The sequence below is a fragment of the Prevotella phocaeensis genome, from assembly GCF_900065875.1.
GTDB lineage: Bacteria > Bacteroidota > Bacteroidia > Bacteroidales > Bacteroidaceae > Prevotella > Prevotella phocaeensis.
Window position 1 is genome coordinate 220,478 of record NZ_LT160625.1, and the last position, 24,917, is coordinate 245,394.

The window sequence follows — 24,917 nt, forward strand, 5'->3', positions numbered from 1 at the left end:
TATAAAAATATAGGGATGGGTATATACCTCATCCCTATGATTGATATGCATAAAGGGTTAGATCGATCTGAGGAATTTTACTACAGCGTTTCTATCTGACTTCGATAAGTAATAGAATTTCTCGGCAGACCTATAGGCATCGCTGTTTTTACTGTATGCATGCCACATGATAGCCTCTATTTCGTTGCGGGCGCGACAGTCGTGTAACCGATCTTCATGCCCTGTATTTACAAGAGATAAGCCCCTTCCCCATAAAGGAGTTGTACGACACCATGACCCGTGAATGCCATTCTTCATGTAGAGTCTGTGCTGTACTAAGTCGGTATATGGATAAATCGTTTGTTTCGGATAAATGGGCAAGTTCAAACGATTAGCAATGATAGGAGCCGGAGCCCAGTAATCATCCGCACCTGTTTGCCACTTCGGGCGATGACAATTGGCACACCCGATTTCCATAAATACTTTCTTACCCCTTTGTACGGTAGCATCGTTCAAGTCACGTGCACGGGCTACAGCAAGACCACGGTGCCAAACCATGTACTGCCAGAAGTTAAGGTCGCTCATCTCGGGGGCAAAGTTATGCCATTTATTATTAAACTGATTGGTTTTCGGATCAAGTAAGTTTCTTACCATTTCGCGGATGCTATCCGGCGTACCGTCGCCGTAATAAGGGGATGAGGGATCTGCCTGAATTTTGGCAATCACACTGCTATTCTCGGACATTGCCTTGGCCCATGCCGAAGTTGTATAAAGGTATGGACGGTCGCTGCGGCTTACGTTTGTAATATTCCACATTGCATTAGCACCTGCCCCATCTTGGAGAGAGGCACGCGTCATAGCGTAAGTGAATTTCTTTACCTTCATCGTGCCGTCTGCCAACTTATACCAAGCACCGTTTGCTTTACCAAGTTTAGGATCGCCTGCCCAGTCATTCTTGGTTTTATCCCACATATTCGGGTTTAATTCTACAAATTTAGCTTCCTTGGTATACTGGGCTTTCATAGAATCTTGCGGTATGGCATCTAAAAGACCGGTACCGTATAATCCGATTGTGGACTCCAAACGTACGGCATAGTTGGTAGGTATGGGACTTGTATTGAATGCTGTAGGCATAATCGTAACCTCGGGATAGATAAGGTTATATTTCTCTCCATCGGGGAAAGTCATCGGCAATCCGCTTTCCATTGCTGTAATGTTTTCCCATTTGATACTGATGCCGTTTTCGTCGACAGGAGGAAGGAATGGAGATACGGCACGTGTTTGTGGCATGCCGGTTACTTCACTTATGTATGGTCCGTCGTCACTATTGGCACCATCGGAAGGGTGGTATATTACGAGTAGATATCCGTTACCTCTTTCGTCGGCATTGTATTTAGATACGCGCCATCCGTGCCCATAAGCGGGATGACAATCTATGCATGCTGCACGAACGTATGCCGGACCTAATCCGGTAAAGTCTTTTGTCGTACTTGATTCGCGAAAATAATGTTCGAATAATATCTCGCCACGTTTGAAAGGTTGCAGAAAATCTCCGTTTGTTATAGATGGAGTTTCGTCTTCATAACAACTGCTGGTCGTGTTTTCCGTAGTTCCTAACTTTCCTCCCGGATACCATTCGGATTTGTCAAATCCCTCTACTGCCTGCCCTATGTACTTATAGTCGTCTTCGCCATTTGTACTGATCAGTCTTTCATCTTCGTCTGAACACGATATTAATGTGCCCGCTATGAGACAGCAAAGCAATAGGAGTTTATAGCTCTTAAATGGTTTCATAATGTTGTAATTGATTGTATTGTTTCTTCTTAACCTATAATAGTCGTACCTGTATCATTTGGTATGATGCAGGTACAATTACTATTTATCGTTGGTAGAAATTCTGTTAGTTTGCCAAAACCCACTTAGATGTTTCCGTAAGTGCATCGTCAAGAGCGCTGACAGCATCCATTGCGGTCTTAACATACGGTGCTCCCGGATTTTGAACAAATGCTTTATTACTGTTCTGGCATGCCTTTAAAGCGAGCAATGCTGCCGTGAGTTTGTTTTGTAGGTTTGTTGCCATTGTTGCATTGTGGGCTGTCAGATATGCCATGATCGAATTATCACTGTAGGCTGATTTATTGTAATTTCCATAAAGACTATTCTGAATACTTTGAATATTATCATAGAAGTCTGTAAAAGAATTGTAGCTGTACGGGGACTCAATATAGTTAGGATCATCTTTCTCTTTATTGCCATCCTCTCCTTCATGGTATGTCGGAGAAGAACTGGTGTGGGTTCGATAGGCCTGTCCCATTTTCTGATCTGCCACTTCAGCACAGATATTCGAACATCCGGAGATAAATATAGTTTCGAGAACTTTCTTCCATGATGCGGACGCTAATGAGCTCTTTGGCGTGTTTGCAGCAAGTAAGTCTTCACCATAGCTTAAACCTGTTTTGGTAAGGGTTCCGAAATCATCGAAGTTCTTTGCGCATTCTGCCACACGTGCTATGTGGTCTGCAGGAGCTTTATTGCCCTCCCAAGCCACTTCGAGTTGGTAACATTTGTCACGCAAGTCGCCGGCTACTGCCGATGCAAAGATCACCTCTTCTTTTCCGGTAACAGTTACATTTTTAAAATATGCATTGCCATTCGGATCAACATAATTCTCTTTTTCGTTGTTATTGAAGAAAGTAGCAGGGCGATTTTTACCATCGCGGAAGAATATGAATTCTATTCCGTGGAATCCGAGATTATCAGGAATTAAATTCTTTCGTGCGAAATCGACACCTGTATTGGCATTTAGGCCTGTAATCTTGTCTTTGTTAGACAGGTCTTTAGCCAAAGTTTCAACTGCGAGAGGCCATGTGTCGATGTGTGGATCGATGTTGAAGTCTGTTGCAGCGCCGTAAAGAAAGGCTTCAGACTCTTCCCAATAGTTACGAGCAGCCTTATACGACGAGCATATAGCGTCTATCTCGCTTTGATTGACGTTCGTTCCGGCGTTGAGTTTAACCTTTAATGCTGCGATTTTATTGTATAGTCCTTCGCTTTCTATTGCCAAATTGCTGTAAGTGGGATACACTACATCGTTCAAATAGCGTTGTGTGATACTCTGTATTTCTGCATTCTGTGTAGCTAAGTCGGTACCACCGTTTCCGTTGTTGTCACTGCTACAGGCAACTGTACTTAATGTAAGTGTGCCCGACATTGCAAAGAAAAGTGCATTTTTGAATAACTTTTTCATTTGTTTTTCTATTATATTAATTATAATTGAATATATTGTATTTGCTTTATTTACATGAAGAAACCTTCATAGGCTATACCGATATTGATGCTGGGTTCATTGTTATAGTTAGCCTTTAAATAACGTTTGGAGTAATCAGCTTTTAAGACTATCTGCGGTATGGGATAGTAATTTACTCCAAAAGTCATACATTTTCTTGATGTATATTCGTACTTGCTCTGTGTTTTTTCGGGAATGTACGAGTTGTAATAGTCGAAACGGCCGAATACATACAGCTTCTGTTTATCAGCCCGAAGTTTCGCTATTTGGGAGAAGATGTCGTATCCTGCTTCTATACCTATGGCGACTGCATTCTTTCCCACTTTGGTAACGTCGTACGGAGAGCTCTTTTGAGAATTGGCTTTTGCACTGTTTAACATCGGTGTATCAGATATGTATCCGTAATCTGCCTGCCCTCTAACGATCCAATTAAACCGATTAAGCGTAAAATCAAATGAGCTTATAAATGTATTGGCTTGGGTTTTATCGTAGGTTTTTCCTGCTCCTTGCATCTCATTCGGGTAGGTGTTGTGCATGGATTGACCGTAATATCCGCTCAATCCTAAACGTAGACCTTTAATAGAATAATTGTCTGTGCGGAACGCAAAGCCGTATTTGTTCGCTGGCTTGAACTCATAAGCCGATCCGGCACCTTTGTGAATCCATCCATCACGGCTAAACATCATGGCGTCAAGTCCGGCTACCATCATTATTTCGTAGTGGAATTTGCCATAATTGCCCCAAAAACTAACACCAGTATCGTGCCATGTAGAGGGAAGGATGGTGTTTTCTCCCTCCGGACGATATATCGTGAAGAAGTTTAAAGGCTCATGATGTGCATTATTCAGACCAACCGGCACAATAATATGGCCGAGTTTAATGTTTGCCCATTGGGCAAAGCGCTTGTTGAGCCAAAATTGTTCCAACTCAACTTCGCCGCCTTTTTCTACTTCAACTTCATATTCTCCGCCTTCATCGGCCTCTATTTCTGTAGCAGAACCCGTTCCGGTGTGCTCAAACTCGATTTCTGTGCCCAATGTCCAGCCCTTTCCGAAGTCGTAACCCAAATAAATAACGGCGTGAGGAATGTCAAAACGCCCGTTGCTTGGATCATCTTTATACTTGCTTTGATTGCGATAACGGTATTGGTTATCGCTATAAAAGTTACGAGAATAAGCCACTTCTCCATATCCCCCTATACTTAGCCGATTGCCTTTGGCATGTTGCATAACACTGTCGGAAGCATTTACTTGTGCTTTTACACGCTGAGACGCAAAACTCCCTATTGTCATACCTGCGACAAAAGCCACTGTAAATTTGTTCATTTGAATAAATTGTGTTGTTTAAAAAAACATTTTGATCATATTACAGTTGCAAAAGTAAGTCGTTTAAAACAATCGCACAATACCTAAAATAATGTATTTTTAATAAACTTTTAATAAAAAGTACCTATTTGTGGCGATAGAAATAAGATAAAAAGATAAGTGCAGTTTTTCAGTTGCGTTTCCGTCTTCAATTGTCTTGTTATTAACATAATAATAATTGAATTGGATTGTGACCATTGTCGATCGAAAGTGGTAACCGTCACTGCACTTATTCTTAATGCAAAGATACGTTATTTATAGTATCGTTGCAATACTTAAAAGTGATGAAAAACATATTCCTTACTTTTAGGTATAGAAGGCTTGTTATGAGGTTTTTATAGAGGTTTTTTATTATATGGCTATTATATTATTAGGTATTGGATGGCTTTTGTACCCCGTTAGGATGATATAATAATTTAAGGAATAGCAAGAACAGTTGAAGAAATCCGACGAGAGTATTATATACAGTAAGGTGGTGCGATTGATATAGGGAATATGTGTATATTGCTTAAGTCTGCCATATGTGCTACATATATCCAGCTTTTAGCGATATTGAGAGGTATGTCTGTAAAATATAGGCGTATCTGTTTATAAAACAGAAAGATACGCCTATAATATTTATTGCAATTTACTTGCTACGAAAGTTGCAAGTTCTTCGCCGCGCAATCCGGCTGTAAGGATGGCTCCTTTGCTGTTTACAACAATGGTGAAAGGTATAGAGGTTACCCCTAACATCTGTGCTGCGGCATTATTCCACCCCTGAAGATCGGAAATATGAGTCCAATTCATGTGCATACGTTTTATGGCATTTTTCCATGATTGTTCATCTTTATCGAGTGAAATACCGATGATACCTAAGCCTTTATCGCTGTATTTGTTGTATAAATCGACCATATAAGGAGCTTCTTGCATACACGGGCCGCACCAACTTGCCCAGAAATCGATGATCGTAATCTTATGTTTACTTATCTCGTCTCTTACAGATATGCTTCCTCCGCCGATATGATTCATTTTGAAATCTGGCAAAATATTTTCGGTATTTGGGGATTGTGGCTCCTGCTTCGGGGAAGTTTTGGACTGACAGCCGAGAAATATAAATCCGGCGAAAGCCAGTATGAAGATTTTCAGATTTAGTTTCATATCGTTCGGATTATACGAGGTATTGCGAGGATATACTCTGGTTATTTACTACGCGGCGTATGGTCTCGGCAAACATGTCGGCAACTGATAGCTGCTTCACCTTTGAACAACGGTTAGTATAAGGAATTGAATCGGAGAAAACAATCTCTTCTATCGAGGATGCTTGTACGCGTTCCGATGCCGGACCGCTCATGACACAGTGGGAAGCACATGCGCGTACACTCAATGCACCGGCCTTTTTCATGATATCGGCAGCCTTAGTGATGGTACCGGCTGTATCGACCATATCATCTACAATCACCACATTTTTGCCTTTTACATCACCGATGATTTGCATGCTGTCCACAACATTGGCACGAGCACGTGTCTTATTGCAAAGAACTAATGGGCATCCTAAATATTTGGCATAGGTGTTAGCGCGCTTAGAACCACCAACATCCGGACTTGCAATAACGAGTTCCTTTAGTTTGAGGCTCTGTAGATACGGCAAAATGACACCGGAAGCGTAGAGATGGTCTACTGGTACATCGAAGAACCCCTGAATTTGATCGGCATGCAAATCCATTGTAATTAAACGATCTATACCTGCTACGCTCAACAAATCGGCAACCAGCTTAGCTCCAATGCTCACTCTCGGCTTGTCTTTGCGGTCTTGACGAGCCCAACCAAAGTAAGGTATCACAGCTATGACGTTACGCGCCGATGCACGTTTGGCTGCATCAATCATTAATAATAGTTCCATAAGATTATCAGAGTTAGGGAACGTGCTCTGAACGAGGAATACATCACGGCCGCGGATTGACTCTTCGTAAGATACGGCAAACTCTCCATCGGAAAATCTTGTAACAACCAAGTTTCCCAGTGGGCAATCTAAACTTGCGCAGATCTTCTCTGCAAGGTATCTCGTGTTAGTACCTGAGAATACCAAAAAAGAGCTATTTTCACTCATTTCTTTTAGCGTTTATGAAATTATAAAGTGTATTTCCTTTAACTAATTGTTTTATATAATTTTTCAAAATGAGTCAGAATTGTTTTAAAATCAGTCTGTCTGTGTATATCGAAATACTGCCATAGGTCGCCACATATGACTATTCCGCCGAAGCCGAGTTGCTTGGCAATCTTAGCATGCTCGATATTCATACCTCCAAAAGCAAATACATGCTTGTCTATAAGGCCTTGATAAGAGGCTTCTTCCAACTGTTTTATATTGAAATTCGACTTCTTTTCTTTGAATTCTATGCTATCGAAGATGTTTCCGAGGAAAACATAATCGGATTTCTTTTTTAGTTCTTTCAATGTTGTCAAGTCTGTACATGATCTGCCGATGCTACCTTTATAACCAGAAGGATACGTTGCTTTATCATTGTCTATATGTATGCCTGCCAAATGAAATTCGTTTTTTAGATGATAATGGTTATGAATGGTGATTTTACTGTGATGCTCTTCGGGTAATAAAGACAATAATCGCTCTAAATATAAAGAAGATGCACACGGCTTGTATACATGAAGATTTTCCATACCTTCATTGAAGAGGGCGGCAAGTATATTGTCTTCTTCTACGAAAAATGTAGATTTAGTAAGTATTACAAGCTTCATCGTCATTACTTTTCGGTTTGCAAATGTATGAAAAAACTTGCAATCTTGCAATTATATCCGATAATAAAAAGCTATCTTTGCATGATAAAAACGATTTTTAATATAGGGATGAAAGTGGACTTGAAAACTTTTGATGGCTTAGACAAGCCGGCATATGTGGTGGAAGAGCGTAGGCTTCGGCATAACTTGTCTATAATAAATAAGGTGGCGAAACGGGCTGATGTGGAGATTATTTTAGCTTTCAAGGCCTTTGCTTTATGGAAATGTTTCCCGATATTCAGAGAATATATTCGGGCTACTACTGCGAGTTCTTTATATGAAGTACGTCTCGGATTTGAAGAGTTTGGAGCGAAAACACATACTTTTTCGCCTGCATATACTGATTATGAAATTAATGATATTGCGTCTTATTCAAGTCATCTTACCTTTAATTCGCTGTCTCAATATGAACGATTTCATAAACGTGTGTGCAAAGAGAATCCAGATATTAGCATTGGGTTACGTGTAAATCCAGAATATTCTGAAGTTAGTACCGATTTATATAATCCATGTTCGCCCGGTACACGCTTCGGGATAACGGCAGATAAATTACCCGCCGTGCTACCCAAAGACGTGGATGGTTTTCATTGTCATTGCCATTGTGAGAGTGGAGCCGATGTATTTGAGCGTACATTGACTCATATTGAGGGAAAGTTCTCGAGATGGTTTCCACAACTAAAGTGGATCAATTTCGGAGGTGGACACCTTATGACACGGAAAGATTATGATATAGAACGGCTTGTATATATTCTTCAAAGATTTCATGCACGATACCCTAATTTGAAAATAATCCTCGAACCGGGGAGCGCTTTTGCATGGCAAATTGGCCCACTTGTATCACAAGTTGTCGATATAGTAGAAGATCAATATATACGCACGGCTGTGTTGAATGTTAGTTTTACTTGTCATATGCCCGATTGTCTTGAAATGCCGTATATGCCTAATGTGCGTGGAGCAGAAATAATTGAGGAATCTAATGTAAATGACAAGGCGAAGAAGTATCTCTATCGTTTGGGTGGAAATAGCTGTTTGGCTGGTGATTTTATGGGCATGTGGCAATTCGATCATGAGTTGAAAGTGGGGGAAAATGTGATTTTTGAAGACATGATACATTATACAACTGTAAAGACGTGTATGTTTAATGGGATAAGTCATCCGTCAATAGTTATAGCTCATGAAGATGGGAGACTTGAGATTTTGCGACAGTTTGGTTATGAAGATTATAAAAGTAGAATGGACTAACAACCCAAATTTACTTTTTAGAAAAAAAATACAGTAAAAGTTTGGAAAGTCGGAAAAAAACATTACCTTTGCAACCGCATTTAGAGAAGTGCTCCTTAATAAGGGATAATGCGGCAATAGCTCAGTTGGTAGAGCGCGACCTTGCCAAGGTCGAGGTCGCGGGTTCGAGCCCCGTTTGCCGCTCATTTCTTGAATAAATGATGGAATGAAGTCGGGAACTTCAAGTTGCCCAGGTGGCGGAATTGGTAGACGCGCACGTTTCAGGTGCGTGTGTTTTACGACGTGCAGGTTCGAGTCCTGTTCTGGGCACAATTTATTCAGGGAGAAAGATTTGTTGGAGAGGTGGCGGAATTGGTAGACGCGCTACTTTGAGGGGGTAGTGAAAATTGTTTCGTGGGAGTTCGAGTCTCCTCCTCTTCACCATTATTTATTACGCTTTTTTACGCTCTGCGGCAATAGCTCAGTTGGTAGAGCGCGACCTTGCCAAGGTCGAGGTCGCGGGTTCGAGCCCCGTTTGCCGCTCATTGTATTTTTAAGAGAAACATACACATCAATGAATTTATATTTAAGATACTTTGATAGAGAAGCTTTAGTATACACTGTTGAAGAGGCTTTGGATTTTCTTCATTCTATTCCCGAGATAGAGATGACACCGGATATTGAAGCAGATATAAGAGATTACGTCTCAAGTAATGTTTTCTATCCGAAGCGTTATAAAGTAAGGCCGAGAGTATACTTTATTATTATAAAGACTACAGCCGAAACAATGATGGATTTTAAACAAAAGAAAGCTTTGCATCCGATGATACCTACAAACGGTTTAGCCAATGATAAGCATGAATTGATGAATAATGTTACTACACGATTAACGGAAAACCACCCCGGTTGGTATGAGGGAGCATTAGATTTTAAACGTGTTGTTATGGTTCCGGCAACGGGTAAGCACGAATATCGGGATACTCATTTTGTAGTCCAATGTAAGGCAGATTCCGGTTTAGATTGTTATAATAGAATTGTTGAATATTTACGTTCTCGTGTTGATGGACGTTCACAATTCCCTTCTGCCAAAGGCAAGAATTTTCATTTTAAATATCTTGGTATGTGGAAGTAATTTTACGTGGAGCGTACATAAATAAACTTAATGACTTACAAATATGAATAAGGTAATGCTGATAGGTAATGTGGGTAAAGAGCCTGATGTGAGATATTTTGAGGTTGATCAGGCAGTTGCGCAGTTAAATCTTGCCACAACCGAGCGAGGCTATACACTTCAGAACGGGACTAAAGTACCCGATCATACAGATTGGCATACTGTTGTATTTTATCGAGGATTAGCAAAAATTGTCGAAAAATATGTACATAAAGGCGATAAGTTATATGTAGAAGGGCGCATACGCTACCGTACTTATGATGATCAGCGAGGAATGAGGCGATACGTGACAGAAATTCTTGCCGAAAATATGGAACTTTTATCACCCAAACCTCTAATGCAAGGAGAAGGTAATCAGACACAGGAATCGTCAGATAAACCAATTTCTACTGATACACAGGGGCCGTTGCCTTTTTAAAGATTTACAATTTATTGTTAATAGATAGAAATTGAACTTTTCTAATATAAACGATTCTTTAACCGACGTCTATCTGCAATATCCTACGATTGGTGTCATCATAGCAGCGTTATTAGCTGTTATCTTACTATTAGTATCAGGTTTTGCAAGTGGTTCGGAAATAGCATTTTTCAGTCTTTCTCCGGTAGATATTGCCGAACTTGACGGCGAAAAAAGAGAGAAAGATAAATACATAGAAGAACTTCGTAACGATAGTGAACGAACTTTAGCTACTATATTGATTGCCAATAACTTCGTTAACGTCACGATTATCATGTTGTGTAATTATGTTTTTGGCTCAATTGTTCATTTTGGACCGAAGGCCTATTGGCTTCAGTTTGTCTGTATAACAGTTATACTTACTTTTCTTTTATTATTATTTGGCGAGATTATGCCAAAAGTTTACAGTCGACAAAATCCTCTACAATTTTGCAGAAGAGCCGTAAAGGGTGTATTGTTTATGCGTAAACTGTTTTGGCCAATAGAGAATTTGCTATTGGGAAGTGGCGTGTTAGCAGAAAAGGTGGTGCAAAAGGAAAGCCATGTGCTAAGTATGGATGATCTGGAACAGGCGTTAGAACTTACTGATAAAGAGGATATTAAGGACGAGCAAAGCATATTGCAGGGTATTATACGTTTCGGAGATGAGACAGCTAAAGAGGTTATGACCAGTCGCCAAGATATTGTGGATATCGATATACACAGTCCGTTCGATGAAGTATTAAAGTGTATTATCAAAAATAATTACAGCAGAATACCTGTTTATCAAGATAATGATGATAATATTCGAGGAATACTTTATATAAAGGATTTGCTTCCGCATTTGAACAAACCGACCGGTTTTAGGTGGCAAAGTTTGATACGTCCTCCGTATTTCGTACCTGAAACGAAAAAAATCGATGATCTGCTGCGTGAGTTTCAAGAAAATAAAGTTCATATAGCAATTGTGGTCGATGAGTTTGGCGGAACCAGTGGTATTGTAACCTTGGAAGATATTTTGGAAGAAATTGTAGGGGAGATCAATGATGAATACGATGAAGAAGAAAAGGTTTACTCCAAACTCAATTATAATACTTATATCTTTGAAGGGAAAACGCTACTTAGCGACTTTTGTCGTATATTGAATATTGCAGACGATGAATTCGAAGATGTCGAAGGCGATGCTGATTCGCTTGCCGGATTACTACTTGAGATAAAGGGTGATTTCCTTAGTATGCGTGAAAAGATTGATTATAAAAATTATACTTTCGAGATTTTGGGTATAGAAGAAAGACGTATCAGCAAGATAAAAGTGGTCGTGCATGAGATAAAACACGATGCATCTCCCGAAGAATAATAGGTTGTATGGCACTCGTTTCAATTGAAGACATAGCCCCCAATATAAGATTAGGGATATGGCGTATCGAAGAAACCGTAGATGAATTACTTGCCTGTGATGCACGTTTATCGAAAGTCATGCCATATCTTACTGCTTACCATCATCGGGAACGTCTGCGTGAAAAACTTGCCGTATACGAACTTGTTTTTATATTAACCGGTGGCACAGTTATGGAAATCAAGCACCGGCAGAATGGAAAACCTTATCTTGAGGGATGGAACATAAGTATTAGTGATACTAAAGGTTATGCTGCGGTTGTTGTTTCAAAAGAAAAGAAAGTGGCAGTTGATATTGAATATTTTAGCGATCGAGTATCTCGTATTGTTCAAAAATTCATTCGTTCTGATGAATATGCTGCGACGATAGAGGCGCAATTAATCAATTGGAGTGCCAAAGAAACAACTTATAAGTATTTCTCGGAGCAAAATCTACAGTATTTTGAGATGCGCTTACAAGTTTTTCAAGAAAACTGTTTGGGTTCTGTAGTTGTAGAAAATCTGAAGATGAAAGGTAAAACACTATGTGTCCACTACAGAATCAATGATGTTTTTGTTCTCACTTATGCTTATGACGAAAGCACGCATCACCTATCTATAGAATAAAAAAACAATTATTTTTCTCATTTTAAGATTTATAAGTCCTTTTACGATATACTTTGTTTGTAAAAACTTTATGATAGATTTATCGTTTTCGAATTTATTTTGTAATTTTGTGCTCGCATTTGGAAAAGATAGCTTTTAGGGCTATATATTATGCTATATTTTTAAAATTGTTACGAGTTTATAAATTTAATAAGTTAATGAAAAAAGCATTCTTAGTGATTTGTATGTTCATTGCGACAACGACATGGGCTACAGGTCTTGCAAAGATAGGTGAAGCAGAGTTTGGAAAGAGCTATCAAGAGATAGTACCATTGTTAGAAAACGAGTTCGGTATTCCGATTTCTGTTACATCCGAGCAGGTGGTGTATGAACATAAAAATTATCAAGGAGTTAATTTTGATAGAATAGTTTTCAATTTTAGAAACTCTAAATTTGCAGAAGCACGCTTTTACATAAAAACATCATCCAAGGCAACGGCCAATAATACTGTAAAAGAATTGGCAAAGAAGTTTACCAATGCAGAAACAGTTTCTTGTGATTTTGATGACGGTTCTTATTTCTATAAAGACGGTCGAGCACCTGTTGGTAGTGGACGTCTGTTTACCATTTCGTCGTTGCGTTTGCAAGGAGAGTGGAATGCAGAAGTAAGGTATGGCCCTTTTAAATATTAAACAAACTGTAATTAAAATAGGTTTGTATGTTATAGACAGAAAGCTCCCCTCCGAAATAATTATTTCGGAGGGGAGCTTTCTGTCTTTTGTATGATAAATTAGTTCTATTTGTTTAATTGTCCTTACAAATCTATAAGATATGGTCTATTTTATAATATATTTATTGTTTATATCAGAAAAAAACGTTAATATTGCATCTCGTAAACGCGAATGAACGATAATCTGATTGTATTGGAATGAATATTGAATACTGGCAAGAGGAGTTGGAAACTATGCCGAGAGATCGACTTAGTGAACTTCAAGTACATAAGCTAAGACAGACAATAGAGGTATGTCTCCGTTCGCCATTCTATAAAAAGCGACTTTCCGCGATGGGTATCACTCCCGAAAGTATTCAAACTGTAGATGATATCCGTAAATTGCCGCTGACAACTAAGCAGGATCTAAGAGATAATTATCCTTTCGGTTTGGTTGGAGGCGACATGAAAGACGCTATTCGTATTCATTCTTCGAGCGGAACAACAGGTCACCCTACGGTCGTAGTTTACAGCCGACACGATATAGATTCTTGGGCCAACATGATAGCCCGCAGCATGTATATGGTGGGATGCCGCAATACGGATGTGTTTCAGAATTCTTCCGGTTATGGTATGTTTACCGGAGGGCTCGGCTTTCAATATGGTGCGGAGAAGCTGGGGGTAGTAACTGTGCCTGCTGCAGCGGGAAACTCGAAACGCCAGATAATGTTTATCAAAGATTTCGGTACCACCTGTCTGCATGCTATTCCCAGCTATGTCGTCAGATTGGCCGAAGTGTTTAAGGAAGAAGGCATCGATCCTGCTGATACTAAACTGCATACCCTTTTTATTGGGGCAGAGCCCCACACAGAAGAACAACGCCGAAGAATAGAGCATCTGCTCGGGGTAAAAGCATATAATTCGTACGGCATGACGGAGATGAACGGTCCGGGCGTAGCCTTCGAATGTAAAGAACAGAACGGTATGCATCTGTGGGAAGATAATTACATGGTAGAGATACTTGATCCAGAGACGCTTGAGCCGGTGCCCGACGGACAGTACGGAGAGATGATATTGACCACGCTCGACCGCACGATGATGCCAATATTGCGCTATCGCACACGTGATCTCACGCGTATCATACAGGGAGAATGCCTCTGCGGACGTACTCATCGACGCATAGACCGCATTGTCGGTCGAACCGATGATATGTTTATTATTAAAGGAGTGAATGTGTTCCCGATGCAGGTAGAGAAAATATTGGTAAAATACCCGGGCCTTGGCAGCAATTATCTGATAACTCTCGATTCGGAGAACGATAATGACACCATGACCGTAGAGGTTGAACTCGACGAAATCAACACCGATGTGTATCCAGAATTGCAGAATATGAGGCGCGATATACAGCGCGCTCTTAAAGACGAAATATTGCTTACGCCGCGGGTAAATCTTGTAAAGAAGGGGAGTCTTCCTGTTTACGAAGGCAAGGCCGTGCGCGTGAGAGATCTGCGAAAGGGCAGGGGAGTAACGAAAATATGAACTTTTAAAATATAAACAAATTGTTGAAAAGAATACTGATCATTCTGTTTGCATTCGCTTCGTTGACTGTTTCGGCGAAGTCTATGCGTGAAATTTGGCTGTCGATGCCCGATTCTATGGTACGCTATTTGAACAAAAGCAAGCGTATAGAGTTCTTGGATTATGTGGATATGAAGGTAAAGACCGATGTTAAGAACCTGCTTCAAGGAAGTAGTGTTATGGATACGATTACATCGAATTACCTCTCTGCGAAGCTGAACGAGGCTTCTGCCATACAGATGAAGTTGCTCCCCGTGCATGGGAGCGATAGCCTGTTGTGTGTAGTTCGCACATATTCCGCACCTGCAGCCGAGAGTACGGTGAACTTCTTCTCGCAAGACTGGCAACCGGTAGGCGACATGTCGTTCGATGGTGGGCAATTTATCGTCAAGCCCGATACCATGAGCGAGCAGCGTTTTGTCGAATTAAAGGCTATGATAGAGCCTGTTATGGTACAAGCGGAATTGTCTGCCGATTGCGATGAATTATTTCTGCAACTTTCTACGCCACTGCTAAATAGCGAAGACAAAAAGGCTGTCGGGAGTATAATTTCGCAAAGAAAGCTTAAATGGGATGGAGAAATATTTAAGTAATGTTATAAAACCGCACATTAATAGTATAAACACTTGTGAGTTTAAAATATTATAGTAAATTTGCACTGTGTTTTTCATGGTATTAGATTATTAAGGTTAATGAAGATTGGTTGTCGTGAGACAATCAATTTTTTTGTTTCTATATGTATTATGTTTATCAATCATTCAGACTGTATTCTCGTCGGTATGCGTTAAGAATTATCTTACGGCAGAACGAATTGTAATTTGTTGATTATAAAGATATCGCAGGCTGTTTTCTTATATGGTATTATCTAATGAGGATATATGGTCATCTGTCTGCCTTAGATGGTATATTTATCAGAAATAGGAAGTATGTGCTTTGCAAACAACTATATGGTACGACGTTATAAAAACATAAACAAATGAGAGCATGACTCATGCTTCTATGGTATAATTATTGCGTCTTTTGTTTTGTGCTTTCTTAGTTTTGCCGTATCTTTGTGGCAAATTAATACAAAACGCGGAAATGAACTTGAAAATACGTTTGGCAACGATGAACTTCCTTGAATTTGCAGTATGGGGAGCTTATCTGACGTGCATGGGAATTTATCTTGGCCGTATAGGCATGGCGTCGCATATCGGAACCTTTTATGCCATGCAGGGTATCGTGTCGATTTTTATGCCGGCTTTGGTGGGAATTATTGCAGATCGCTGGGTACCGGCACAGCGCATGCTGGGTATCTGCCATCTCTTGGCAGGACTGTTTATGTTTGCGGCTGCCTATTATGGCCTTACCAATGGTGCAAATGCTGCTTTCGGCGTACTTTTCTCGTTGTATTCTCTGAGCGTGGCATTCTATATGCCAACGCTTGCACTTACCAATTCGGTAGCCTACAGCGCCCTTACGCAAGCTGGTATGGATACGGTGAAAGATTTTCCTCCCATCCGTGTGTTCGGTACCGTTGGCTTTATATGCTCCATGTGGTTCGTAGACATCTTGGGTTTCAAGAACGATCATAATCAGTTTATTGCGAGCGGAGTGCTCAGCATCGTACTCTTTTTGTACACGTTCACGCTGCCCAAATGCGCTACGAATACATCAGGCAAGAGCAAAAGTTTGGTTGATGCTTTTGGGCTCAGGGCATTTACCTTGTTCAAACAGAAGAAGATGGCCATTTTCTTTATTTTCTCAATGTTGCTCGGAGTGAGTCTGCAGATAACGAATGGTTTTGCCACGCCTTTTATCGACAGCTTTAAGGTGCTGCCGGAGTACGCCGGAACATTCGGTGTGAAGTATCCGGTTATTCTTTATTCACTCTCCCAAGTAAGCGAGACGCTCTGTATCTTGATGATACCTTTCTTTATGAAGCGCTATGGCATCAAAAATGTCATGCTTATAGCCATGTTCGCTTGGGTGTTCCGTTTCGCCTTGCTTGGCGCGGGCAATCCCGGCAGTGGCGTTTGGATGTTTGTTCTGTCGATGATTATTTACGGTGTGGCGTTCGATTTCTTCAATATAAGCGGTTCGTTGTATGTGGATAAGTCTACCGATCCGCGGTTGCGTTCGAGTGCGCAGGGACTTTTCATGCTCATGACCAACGGCATAGGAGCGACGGTGGGGTCGTTTGCTGCACAGGCAGTGGTAGACAGCAACACGTTCAACGGCATAACGAACTGGCGCCCTTGCTGGTATACCTTTGCTGCTTACGCGCTCGTGGTAGGCGTGAGTTTTGCTCTGATGTTCCGGCCTAAGACGAGAGAGGCAGAATAATGGACAAAATAAGATTGAAATTCAAAGGCATTTCTGAAATCGTAGGCAGCGAGGAAGTAGGTTTGCTGGTTCTCACAGACGAGGAGGAAGCACGCCAGATTTCCATAACCTGCGACAAGGCGATGCTTTATCAGTTCGAACTGCGTATGCAGCGTGCCCCCGTCGTGGGGCGGTTGCTGCCTGAAGTGTTGTGGCAGATTATCAGCACGCAGAGCGAACTTGGTTTCGAGCTCATGATCAACGGCTTGATTGATGGGCAATACCGTGCCTTGATATATAATAAGGAGACGCTGGAGCCCATCTCGCTTCGTGCAAGTGATGCCGTGCTTCTTGCCTATATCAGCAAGATACCGCTCTATATCGAGGCTGGGTTGATGCAGAAACAAAGCGTGGAGTATTACAGGGGCTCCAAAGGAATGGCGCTGCCTGTGAACTCCATCAGCAACGAGATGCTTAGGAGTGCGCTCGATAAAGCTATCAAAGACGAGGATTACGAGCTGGCTTCGCACCTACGCGATGAAATGAGGCGGCGGAAGATAAAGGAGTAGAGAGGTGCTTGCTAAAAGACTGAACCGATGAAAGAAACGAGATATTTCTATGTTCCCGATGCCGGAAGACAAAGCGAATTGCCACCCGACGAGGCTGCGCATGCCTTGCGAGTGCTACGATTGAAAGCAGGAGATGAACTCTTCCTCATGGACGGTGCAGGTTCCTTTTTCCGTGCCGAGCTGACAGTGACGTCCGCAAAGCGCTGTATGTATGCCGTGAAAGCCGTTTTGCCGCAGATAAAGATGTGGCGCGGGCATATTCATTTGGCCATTGCGCCGACCAAGATGATGGAAAGAATGGAATGGCTTGCTGAGAAAGCTACCGAGATCGGGTTCGACGAGCTGTCGTTTTTGGACTGTCGGTTTTCGGAACGCAGGCAAGTAAAGATTGCCCGTGTGGAAAAGATCGTCGTTTCTGCCACCAAGCAGAGCCGTAAGCCGTGGAAGCCGCTCGTCCACGAGATGACAGATTTCAAGACTTTTGTTGAAAGCAGGCGGAAGGGCCGTTGCTTCATAGCCCACTGTTACGACGAAATGCCGAAAGAAGATTTATATGATGAACTAACGAAACATTCCGGCAACGAAGACATAACCGTACTAATAGGGCCCGAGGGCGACTTCTCCATCGAAGAAGTAAACTTTGCTTTGGAGCATGGCTGCGAGCCTGTGTCGCTCGGAGCCAGTCGGCTTCGCACCGAAACTGCCGGCCTATTGGCAGTGAGTATGGCGCAGCTTGCATTTAGAAAACGAACCAATGAAACAGACTTAAAATGAGAAAAATCAGCAGATTGTTATTCGGATACCTCTTATTCTTGGTGTTTGTTTTGCTGTTGGCATCATGCTCCGGCAACGATTATGTGAATGCCATCCCCCGCGAGAGCACGGCCGTAATTTCGATGGATATCAATAAGATGAGCGGCGTGAACAGCAAAGTTCTGTTCAAAACCATGCTCCGCGTGAGCGATCTTCATAGGAGTGGCATTGATTTCTCCTCCAAAATATTTCTTTTTGAGTCGGCTCAAGGCAATTTAGGTCTCTGTGCCAAGGTGACCGACGAGGGGGAATTGTCAGAACTGCTTGGCAGACTCGCTAAAGCGGGCGTGTGCACCGATGTGCAAAAGCGGCGCGGATACAATTTCTGCGTGTTGCACGACGCATGGGTGATGGGCTATTCTGATGAAGCCATGCTTGTGATGGGGCCGGTGGAGCCTGCCGGTCAAGCTGAATTGCAGAACGAAATAGCAAAATATCTCGGGCAGTCCGAAGAAGATGGTATCAGGAATAGCAAGCTCTACGCAAAGCTCGATTCTATAGAGGCTCCCATGGGCATGGTGGCTGAAATGCAGGCGCTACCGGAAAAGTTCGTCGCACCGTTTATGATTGGTGCCCCACAGGGAGCCGACGCCTCGCAAGTGCTGATAGCCGCACGGATGAACATAAGGAAAGGTTGTCTGCTGATCGACGGCGAGACATTCTCGTTCAACAAAACAATAGACAGGGAGCTGAAAAGCGCGGTAGCGACAGTTTATCGCCCCGTCGGCGGGAAGTTCCTAAAATCTATGCCGCGAGAGGCGCCGTTCGGTATGTTCGTGAACGTGAAAGGTGAGGACTTCCTCCGCCTCCTGCGCGCCAATAAGCCCATTCAGGCTATGCTTGCGGGTATTAACACTGCCGTTGATATGGACAATATAATTAAGAGTATCGACGGCGATATGTCGATCGTAATGTCAGAGTTCGCCGACGACCGGCTGAGAATGTCGATGGCTGCCGAGCTTGCCAACAACAACTGGCTGGCCGATGTGGGCTATTGGAAACAGTCGGTGCCACCGGGCGGGCGCATAGTAGACTGGATAAAGAATGCCTACTATTATACCGATGGCAATACGACATTCTATTTCGGCGTGGACGAAAACCGCCTGTTCTTCAGCGGAAGCAGTGCCCAAGAAGCGCTGGCCTCTGTGAAAACTGCAACCGAGCCCCTTCCTGCCGAGGTGCAGGCCGAGGTGCAGGGCAAGCGAATGGCGATCGTCGTAAATCTGTCTTCGGCAGCCGGCGGTAAGGCGGGTGCCGTGACGAGTATGTTGAGTCCTATCTTTGGCCGACTCAATACGATTGTTTATAGTTTTAAATAATGGAAACGATAAAACTACACTCCGTTGTTCCACAGGTCTTTGCGCGGCGCACCGACTGGGAAACCGACGTCTGGGGCATCGATGTGCTCTTCGAGAAAGGGCGGCTGTATCTTGTAGAGGCAGAGAGCGGCGCAGGCAAAAGTACTTTTTGCAGCTATGTCTTGGGATACCGCCACGATTACAGCGGAAAGATAACTTTCAGCGGTGCCGACATCACCGGTTTCAAGGTAAAAGACTGGGTAGACATTCGCCGCCGCCACATTGCGAACCTTTTTCAGGAATTGCGTTTGTTTCCCGAGCTGACTGCATTCGAAAATGTAGAAATAAAGAATAAGATTACTCGGATGAAGTCGCGCAGCGAGATTGCAGAATGGTTCGACATGCTCGGCATTGCTGACAAAATAGACGAGAAAGTCGATCGCATGTCTTTCGGGCAGCAGCAGCGCGTAGCCATGATACGTGCTCTGGTGCAGCCGTTCGATTTTCTTTTGGCCGACGAGCCTATCAGCCATCTCGACGATGTTAACTCGAAAGCCATGGGCGAGCTCATGACGGCCGAAGCCGCACGGCAGGGCGCGGGCATCATCGTAACAAGCATCGGCAAGCATATGGAACTAAATTACGATAAAACCTTGAAGCTATGAATTTGGTTTGGAAACTCCTTCGCCGCCACGTAAGCATTCCGCAGTTTGCAGGCTTTTTCTTCGCCAATCTGTTCGGTATGCTGATCGTGCTGCTCGGCTTTCAGTTTTATTGCGATATACTTCCGGTGTTTACTGAGGGCGACAGTTTCATGAAGTCCGACTATCTTATTGTAAGCAAGAAAATAGCTGTGGCAAATACTCTCAGCGGGCGCTCCAACACGTTCTCCAATGCAGAGTTCGACGATCTCGCTGAGCAGAAGTTCGTCAAGAATATCGGCCGGTTCACGTCTGCCGAATATAAAATCGACGCCTCCATGGGCATCGACGGCACGAATCTGCTTAACTCCGAAATTTCGTTCGAGAGTATTCCCAACGCCTTCATGGGCGCATCCGCGGCACAATGGAACTACCGCTCGGGCGAAACCGTGATACCCATCATTTTGCCCCGCTCATATATAACAATGTATAACTTCGGCTTCGCGCAGAAACACTCGTTGCCCAAAATTTCCGACGGGCTGGTGGGCATGATCGACCTGCGCATCTTCATACACGGAAACGGGCACCGCGACGAATACAAAGGAAAGGTGATTGGTTTTTCCAATCGCCTGAACACGATCCTCGTGCCGCAATCGTTCATGGAGTGGAGCAACGCCCGCTATGCTCCCGTTACCGTCTGCGAACCCAGCCGACTTGTACTCGAAGTTGTCAATCCCGCCGACGAAAACATTGCGAAGTATATCGAGCGGAAAGGTTACGAGGTAGAAGACAACAATCTTGCAGCCGAGAAGACGACCTACTTCCTCAAGCTCGTTGTCGTGATGGTGATGGCAGTCGGGCTGCTCATCTCTCTTCTTAGTTTCTATATCCTTATGCTCAGCATCTACCTGCTCGTGCAGAAGAACTCCACGAAATTAGAAAACCTCCTGCTTATCGGCTACAGCCCGTCCGAGGTGGCGTTGCCCTATCAGGCGCTTACCGTTTGTCTCAACGCAGTTGTGTTGCTCATTGCTTTAGCTGTGCTCTATGGCGTTCGGCTGGCCTACATGGATGTAGTCGTAACCCTATTCCCGAGCATCCCCGACGGTTCTCTGATACCCTCGCTTGTGCTGGGCTTGCTTCTCTTTGTTATTGTGAGCCTGCTCAACATTGTCGCCATCCGGATGAAAATCCTGCGTATCTGGCATCGGAGAGACTGAAACTGTTCACACGGCTGGCAGCATCTGCTGAAGCGATCATGATTTATTATGCATAAAGAAGGGTTGCTATCGTGTTTTGGCTCTTGAAATTCTTCTTCAAGTATAATGTTTACAAACCTTTAGGAGTAAACGTATTTTCTGTTATGACCTGTGACAGTAGAATTTGACGTATAGTATCTCTTTAAGGTATATTTATTTCAACAAGTCGAGAAGAAATTAAATATATATATAAGTGAACTTGTCCATACCACAACTCTGGGTGCCAAGACAGTTGTCAGATTTTGATATCCTGCCGAATAAACAATCAACAATCTTGAAAAAGACGAACGATAATAAAAGAAAATTATTATCTTTGCAACAGATGGGCTGCACTTTGGCAATTTCAAACAAGTTTGATTGCCCGCGGCTTGCACCATCTTTGCAAGTGGCAGGCTGCATCTCGGCAAATTGAAGCGAACTCCTTTGCCTGCGGCTTGCGCTATCTTTGCAGCAGAAAATAACGAACAATTATTTAATAACAAATCGTATGACGAAAAGAATAATAATGATGGCAATAGCCATACTAACAATAACACCAACAGTAACTATGGCAAAGAAAGAACAAAAACAAGTATTGAACCCGTGGGGACTGGTCTACGACGGTGCCCTCGCGGAGAACGTGGCGGGCGGGGTAAATATTCACCCCGTAACGTACGAAGTGGGCGGCGTTAGCGTGTCGGCCAACGTTTACACCCCGGCAGGCTACGACGCGAAGAAGAAATACGCTGCCGTGGTAGTTTCTCACCCCAACGGCGGCGTGAAAGAGCAGGTGAGCGGCATGTTCGCCCAAAAGCTGGCAGAAGCCGGTTTTATAGCCATTGCCTGCGATGCCCGCTGGCAGGGGCAGAGCGGCGGACAGCCGCGCGGCACCGACAAACCGGCCAACCGTATAGAAGACATCCACGGTATGATTGATTTCATATCCCGCTATCCCTGCGTCGACGCTTCGCGCATAGGCGCTCTCGGCATCTGCGGCGGCGGAGGCTACACCGTTGCAGCCGCACAGAGCGACAAGCGGATCAAGGCCGTGGCCGCACTGAGCATGTTCAACACAGGGCGCGTTCGCCGCAACGGATATTGCGACTCCCAGCTCAACACCATTCAAGAACGGCTCAAGCAGGCATCCGAAGCCCGCCGGAAAGAGGTCGAAACCGGTATCGCCGTTTATCCGCCAAAGGCCAAAACGCCAACAGAAGAAGAACTTAAGAAAATGCCCTTCGACCTTTACCGCGAAGGCATCTTCTACTACGCCACCTCTAAATACGCCCATGCCAACGACGGAGCCACCGCGCCCGTCAGCAGCCTGCTCGACCTGATGACGTGGGATGCCACCACGACAATGGAACTCATCGGCCAGCCGCTCTTGCTGATTGCCGGCGAAAAAGCCGACTCTTACTATATGACGGAAGACGCGATGAAGAAAGCCACAGGCACGGCAGACAAAGAGCTGTACATCATCCTCGGAGCCACCCACATACAGACCTATTACGTGCCTGAATACGTGGAGAAAGAGCGCGCAAAGATAGTAGATTTCTTCAATAAGAAACTGTGAAAGGCGCCCGTCGGCAGGCGGTTTCTTCTCCTCGGCAAGCTTGCAGAGCCCACCGAGTTGGCCCAATCCTCCCCACGCGGCTACGGCAGATCGCCATGATCTTTGCCAACGTTCTTTTGCTTGCCTGCTGCAAGAAAGCAGACAGCAACGGTCTGATCGGATTTGCTGACACCCGAGGAAACCTCGTCATACCGCCGAAATACAAATTTGCATACCCTTTTGTAAACGGAAAGGCAAAGGTTACCGACATGGGCATTTTGGTTGTCGACGGTCAGTCTGCAGAACATAACGAGTCTTGGCAGTCGGATAAATGGTATTTCATTTCGCGCAGAAACTGACAGCCCCGCGGTTATAATAAAATGAGCGGCAGTAATATTTGGTGAGGGCAGTTTGTTCGAGCAAAAGAACAATCCGTATGCAAGAAAATTTCTTTGCGGGAAGAAATATTTTTTCTCCCGTATGCAAATAAATTTATAAGCGGGAGGAAATATTTTCCTTACGGTATGTGTGTTAGCAAAATATTCGACACTGCCAAATATAATACGTTAAAAAGTACAGAGAAATTAAAGTTTCTCTGTATGCCGTTTACACCTTTATTATATATACTACACTTTTCTAACATTTCGGGGCAAAGATAGGTAATATATCTTAAACTTGCAAGTAAATGAATGAAAAATATTACAAATAAGATAAAAAGGATGCTTGTTGGGAGTGTTCTGATTAAATATTATGGATGTAGGATGAACGTTTGAAAAAAAATAATTACATTTGCACGTTCATGAAAAGAAATGAATAAAGGATTTTTATATTCGTTGGTCTTAGGTTTGTGCATTTTTATTCTGTTTGCACTGAACTTGTTGCTCGGCTCTGTTGCAATTCCGGCAGGGGATGTGTGGACAATCCTAACTGCCGGAGAAGGGGTAAAGGAAAGCTGGCGGTATATCATTACAGAGTCGCGACTGCCGCAGGTTATGACGGCAACACTATGCGGAGGGGCATTGTCGGTGAGCGGACTTATGCTGCAAACGGCATTCAAAAATCCGCTGGCGGGCCCGTCGGTTTTGGGTATCAACGGTGGAGCCGCGCTCGGTGTAGCATTGGTGATAATGGCAACGGGTGGAAGCGTTTCTGCTTTCATGTTCAGTGCGAGCGGTTTCATGGCCGTATTCACAGCTGCTTTTGTAGGAGCAATGGGTGTTACGGCTGTTATCTTTATCTTTTCGCTTGCCGTTCAAAATCGCATAATGCTGCTAATCATCGGTTTGATGATTAGCTATCTGTCTTCGTCAGTCATTTCTTTGCTCAATTTCTTTGCAACAGACGAGGGTGTGAAGTCTTTCACAATATGGGGACTCGGCGATTTCAGCGGAGTTTCTCTGCAGTATATGCCCATCTTCGCAGGCGTTATTGTTATCGGACAGCTTTCTTCTATCGCACTTATCAAGCCCCTCAATGCGCTTCTTTTAGGCGATAAGTATGCAGAGAGTATTGGCGTTTCGGTAACGAGAGTAAGGAATAGACTGTTGATTACAACGGGATTGTTGACTGCTATAACGACTGCTTTCTGTGGCCCGATAGCTTTTATCGGCCTTGCCGTACCTCATATTGCAAGGCTATTGCTCGGGACAGAGAACCACAGACAACTCCTTCCTATAACAATGCTGACAGGAAGTGCAGTTGCTTTGTTGTGCAATCTGATATGTTATCTGCCGAAAAATGGGGAAATTATTCCTCTGAATGCCATTACTCCTTTGATTGGAGCGCCGGTTGTGATTTGGGTGATGTATAAAAAGAGATAACCTTTTGGCAAGCATCTTATCCACAGTTTTATTTGCTTTGACACTTCTAATAATGCTTAATTTCGCCATATTTTTGTCGGAAATGCCTTATATATGAAAAAAAAATAGTAATTTAGCCCCTCGGAAAACGATATAAAACGGCTTAGAAGTAAAATAAAGGCCGTTCTCGCGAATATTCAACAA

23 protein-coding genes and 4 tRNA genes are annotated in these 24,917 nt (G+C 43.3%); 21 read left to right on the forward strand and 6 right to left on the reverse strand.

What is annotated here, in order from left to right; all coding sequences use genetic code 11:
* Positions 1 to 57 precede the first annotated feature (57 nt).
* The 6 genes from BN3912_RS07565 to BN3912_RS07590 all read right to left on the reverse strand — a co-directional run bounded on the left by BN3912_RS07565 (position 58) and on the right by BN3912_RS07590 (position 7,371).
* Positions 58 to 1,773, reverse strand: a complete 1,716-nt coding sequence (locus tag BN3912_RS07565) for a di-heme oxidoredictase family protein (protein WP_023982983.1) — start codon at positions 1,771 to 1,773, stop codon at positions 58 to 60.
* A 106-nt stretch (positions 1,774 to 1,879) separates the two neighbouring features.
* Positions 1,880 to 3,226 (reverse strand): imelysin family protein, encoded by a 1,347-nt coding sequence (locus BN3912_RS07570; RefSeq protein ID WP_023982984.1) that lies wholly within the window; start codon positions 3,224 to 3,226, stop codon positions 1,880 to 1,882.
* Between the two features lie 50 nt (positions 3,227 to 3,276).
* Entirely contained in the window at positions 3,277 to 4,590 is a 1,314-nt protein-coding gene (locus BN3912_RS07575) for a hypothetical protein (RefSeq protein WP_023982985.1), read from the reverse strand.
* A gap of 657 nt (positions 4,591 to 5,247) precedes the next feature.
* Positions 5,248 to 5,655: a TlpA family protein disulfide reductase gene (locus tag BN3912_RS07580; protein WP_230204677.1), complete on the reverse strand. Its 408-nt coding sequence runs from the start codon at positions 5,653 to 5,655 to the stop codon at positions 5,248 to 5,250.
* A 124-nt stretch (positions 5,656 to 5,779) separates the two neighbouring features.
* Positions 5,780 to 6,718: a ribose-phosphate pyrophosphokinase gene (locus tag BN3912_RS07585; protein WP_023982987.1), complete on the reverse strand. Its 939-nt coding sequence runs from the start codon at positions 6,716 to 6,718 to the stop codon at positions 5,780 to 5,782.
* 38 nt (positions 6,719 to 6,756) lie between these two features.
* Entirely contained in the window at positions 6,757 to 7,371 is a 615-nt protein-coding gene (locus BN3912_RS07590) for a thiamine phosphate synthase (RefSeq protein ID WP_023982988.1), read from the reverse strand.
* A gap of 102 nt (positions 7,372 to 7,473) precedes the next feature.
* Here BN3912_RS07590 and nspC point away from each other — a divergent pair, with 102 nt between their 5' ends.
* From nspC to BN3912_RS07700, 21 genes are all read left to right on the forward strand, one after another.
* The gene (nspC, locus tag BN3912_RS07595; RefSeq protein ID WP_036859091.1) at positions 7,474 to 8,646 is read left to right on the forward strand and encodes a carboxynorspermidine decarboxylase; all 1,173 of its coding nucleotides are present in this window, start codon (positions 7,474 to 7,476) and stop codon (positions 8,644 to 8,646) included.
* 110 nt (positions 8,647 to 8,756) lie between these two features.
* Positions 8,757 to 8,829 (forward strand) — tRNA-Gly (locus BN3912_RS07600).
* Between the two features lie 44 nt (positions 8,830 to 8,873).
* Positions 8,874 to 8,955 (forward strand) — tRNA-Leu (locus BN3912_RS07605).
* Between the two features lie 27 nt (positions 8,956 to 8,982).
* Positions 8,983 to 9,069: transfer RNA gene (locus tag BN3912_RS07610), tRNA-Leu, on the forward strand.
* Between the two features lie 26 nt (positions 9,070 to 9,095).
* Positions 9,096 to 9,168, forward strand: a tRNA-Gly gene (locus BN3912_RS07615).
* 31 nt (positions 9,169 to 9,199) lie between these two features.
* The gene (locus tag BN3912_RS07620; RefSeq protein WP_023982990.1) at positions 9,200 to 9,757 is read left to right on the forward strand and encodes a hypothetical protein; all 558 of its coding nucleotides are present in this window, start codon (positions 9,200 to 9,202) and stop codon (positions 9,755 to 9,757) included.
* A gap of 43 nt (positions 9,758 to 9,800) precedes the next feature.
* Positions 9,801 to 10,214, forward strand: coding sequence for a single-stranded DNA-binding protein (locus BN3912_RS07625; RefSeq protein WP_036858867.1), 414 nt, complete (start codon positions 9,801 to 9,803; stop codon positions 10,212 to 10,214).
* 31 nt (positions 10,215 to 10,245) lie between these two features.
* A complete protein-coding gene (gene gldE, locus BN3912_RS07630; RefSeq protein WP_023982992.1) occupies positions 10,246 to 11,589 on the forward strand; it encodes a gliding motility-associated protein GldE in 1,344 nt (447 codons plus the stop codon).
* 8 nt (positions 11,590 to 11,597) lie between these two features.
* Positions 11,598 to 12,233 carry a 4'-phosphopantetheinyl transferase family protein gene (locus BN3912_RS07635; protein ID WP_023982993.1) on the forward strand — a complete coding sequence of 212 codons (636 nt, stop codon included), beginning with the start codon at positions 11,598 to 11,600 and terminating at the stop codon, positions 12,231 to 12,233.
* A 197-nt stretch (positions 12,234 to 12,430) separates the two neighbouring features.
* Positions 12,431 to 12,904, forward strand: a complete 474-nt coding sequence (locus BN3912_RS07640; RefSeq protein ID WP_023982994.1) for a hypothetical protein — start codon at positions 12,431 to 12,433, stop codon at positions 12,902 to 12,904.
* A 236-nt stretch (positions 12,905 to 13,140) separates the two neighbouring features.
* Positions 13,141 to 14,460 carry a phenylacetate--CoA ligase family protein gene (locus tag BN3912_RS07645; RefSeq protein WP_036858869.1) on the forward strand — a complete coding sequence of 440 codons (1,320 nt, stop codon included), beginning with the start codon at positions 13,141 to 13,143 and terminating at the stop codon, positions 14,458 to 14,460.
* Positions 14,461 to 14,483: 23 nt separating this feature from the next.
* Positions 14,484 to 15,092, forward strand: coding sequence for a DUF3256 family protein (locus tag BN3912_RS07650; protein WP_036859093.1), 609 nt, complete (start codon positions 14,484 to 14,486; stop codon positions 15,090 to 15,092).
* A 487-nt stretch (positions 15,093 to 15,579) separates the two neighbouring features.
* Positions 15,580 to 16,824, forward strand: coding sequence for an MFS transporter (locus tag BN3912_RS07655; RefSeq protein WP_064972296.1), 1,245 nt, complete (start codon positions 15,580 to 15,582; stop codon positions 16,822 to 16,824).
* Entirely contained in the window at positions 16,824 to 17,372 is a 549-nt protein-coding gene (locus BN3912_RS07660) for a bifunctional nuclease domain-containing protein (protein ID WP_023982998.1), read from the forward strand. Before BN3912_RS07655 ends, BN3912_RS07660 begins: the two co-directional genes overlap by 1 nt.
* Positions 17,373 to 17,399: 27 nt before the next feature.
* Entirely contained in the window at positions 17,400 to 18,146 is a 747-nt protein-coding gene (locus BN3912_RS07665) for a 16S rRNA (uracil(1498)-N(3))-methyltransferase (protein WP_023982999.1), read from the forward strand.
* On the forward strand, positions 18,143 to 19,504 hold the full coding sequence (locus tag BN3912_RS07670; protein ID WP_023983000.1) for a DUF4836 family protein: 1,362 nt from the start codon (positions 18,143 to 18,145) through the stop codon (positions 19,502 to 19,504). Before BN3912_RS07665 ends, BN3912_RS07670 begins: the two co-directional genes overlap by 4 nt.
* A complete protein-coding gene (locus tag BN3912_RS07675; protein WP_023983001.1) occupies positions 19,504 to 20,148 on the forward strand; it encodes an ATP-binding cassette domain-containing protein in 645 nt (214 codons plus the stop codon). Before BN3912_RS07670 ends, BN3912_RS07675 begins: the two co-directional genes overlap by 1 nt.
* Positions 20,145 to 21,344 carry a cell division FtsX domain-containing protein gene (locus tag BN3912_RS07680; protein WP_023983002.1) on the forward strand — a complete coding sequence of 400 codons (1,200 nt, stop codon included), beginning with the start codon at positions 20,145 to 20,147 and terminating at the stop codon, positions 21,342 to 21,344. The genes BN3912_RS07675 and BN3912_RS07680 overlap by 4 nt, the downstream gene beginning before the upstream one ends.
* A 526-nt stretch (positions 21,345 to 21,870) precedes the next feature.
* A complete protein-coding gene (locus BN3912_RS07690) occupies positions 21,871 to 22,935 on the forward strand; it encodes an alpha/beta hydrolase (protein ID WP_036859095.1) in 1,065 nt (354 codons plus the stop codon).
* Positions 22,936 to 23,030: 95 nt separating this feature from the next.
* Positions 23,031 to 23,273, forward strand: coding sequence for a WG repeat-containing protein (locus BN3912_RS07695; protein ID WP_081710354.1), 243 nt, complete (start codon positions 23,031 to 23,033; stop codon positions 23,271 to 23,273).
* Positions 23,274 to 23,723: 450 nt separating this feature from the next.
* Positions 23,724 to 24,734 carry an iron ABC transporter permease gene (locus BN3912_RS07700; RefSeq protein WP_023983004.1) on the forward strand — a complete coding sequence of 337 codons (1,011 nt, stop codon included), beginning with the start codon at positions 23,724 to 23,726 and terminating at the stop codon, positions 24,732 to 24,734.
* The last annotated feature ends 183 nt before the right edge of the window (positions 24,735 to 24,917 follow it).

What these genes read in the sequence shown, in the direction of transcription:
- BN3912_RS07690 (WP_036859095.1), top strand. Translation starts at nt 21,871, where the DNA reads ATGACGAAAAGAATAATAATGATGGCAATAGCCATACTAACAATAACA.
- BN3912_RS07625 (WP_036858867.1), top strand. Translation starts at nt 9,801, where the DNA reads ATGAATAAGGTAATGCTGATAGGTAATGTGGGTAAAGAGCCTGATGTG.
- BN3912_RS07590 (WP_023982988.1), bottom strand. Translation starts at nt 7,371, where the DNA reads ATGACGATGAAGCTTGTAATACTTACTAAATCTACATTTTTCGTAGAA.
- BN3912_RS07640 (WP_023982994.1), top strand. Translation starts at nt 12,431, where the DNA reads ATGAAAAAAGCATTCTTAGTGATTTGTATGTTCATTGCGACAACGACA.
- BN3912_RS07675 (WP_023983001.1), top strand. Translation starts at nt 19,504, where the DNA reads ATGGAAACGATAAAACTACACTCCGTTGTTCCACAGGTCTTTGCGCGG.
- BN3912_RS07585 (WP_023982987.1), bottom strand. Translation starts at nt 6,718, where the DNA reads ATGAGTGAAAATAGCTCTTTTTTGGTATTCTCAGGTACTAACACGAGA.
- BN3912_RS07680 (WP_023983002.1), top strand. Translation starts at nt 20,145, where the DNA reads ATGAATTTGGTTTGGAAACTCCTTCGCCGCCACGTAAGCATTCCGCAG.
- BN3912_RS07575 (WP_023982985.1), bottom strand. Translation starts at nt 4,590, where the DNA reads ATGAACAAATTTACAGTGGCTTTTGTCGCAGGTATGACAATAGGGAGT.
- BN3912_RS07670 (WP_023983000.1), top strand. Translation starts at nt 18,143, where the DNA reads ATGAGAAAAATCAGCAGATTGTTATTCGGATACCTCTTATTCTTGGTG.
- nspC (WP_036859091.1), top strand. Translation starts at nt 7,474, where the DNA reads ATGAAAGTGGACTTGAAAACTTTTGATGGCTTAGACAAGCCGGCATAT.
- BN3912_RS07660 (WP_023982998.1), top strand. Translation starts at nt 16,824, where the DNA reads ATGGACAAAATAAGATTGAAATTCAAAGGCATTTCTGAAATCGTAGGC.
- BN3912_RS07635 (WP_023982993.1), top strand. Translation starts at nt 11,598, where the DNA reads ATGGCACTCGTTTCAATTGAAGACATAGCCCCCAATATAAGATTAGGG.
- BN3912_RS07565 (WP_023982983.1), bottom strand. Translation starts at nt 1,773, where the DNA reads ATGAAACCATTTAAGAGCTATAAACTCCTATTGCTTTGCTGTCTCATA.
- BN3912_RS07570 (WP_023982984.1), bottom strand. Translation starts at nt 3,226, where the DNA reads ATGAAAAAGTTATTCAAAAATGCACTTTTCTTTGCAATGTCGGGCACA.
- BN3912_RS07665 (WP_023982999.1), top strand. Translation starts at nt 17,400, where the DNA reads ATGAAAGAAACGAGATATTTCTATGTTCCCGATGCCGGAAGACAAAGC.
- BN3912_RS07695 (WP_081710354.1), top strand. Translation starts at nt 23,031, where the DNA reads ATGATCTTTGCCAACGTTCTTTTGCTTGCCTGCTGCAAGAAAGCAGAC.
- BN3912_RS07655 (WP_064972296.1), top strand. Translation starts at nt 15,580, where the DNA reads ATGAACTTGAAAATACGTTTGGCAACGATGAACTTCCTTGAATTTGCA.
- BN3912_RS07620 (WP_023982990.1), top strand. Translation starts at nt 9,200, where the DNA reads ATGAATTTATATTTAAGATACTTTGATAGAGAAGCTTTAGTATACACT.
- BN3912_RS07645 (WP_036858869.1), top strand. Translation starts at nt 13,141, where the DNA reads ATGAATATTGAATACTGGCAAGAGGAGTTGGAAACTATGCCGAGAGAT.
- BN3912_RS07700 (WP_023983004.1), top strand. Translation starts at nt 23,724, where the DNA reads ATGAATAAAGGATTTTTATATTCGTTGGTCTTAGGTTTGTGCATTTTT.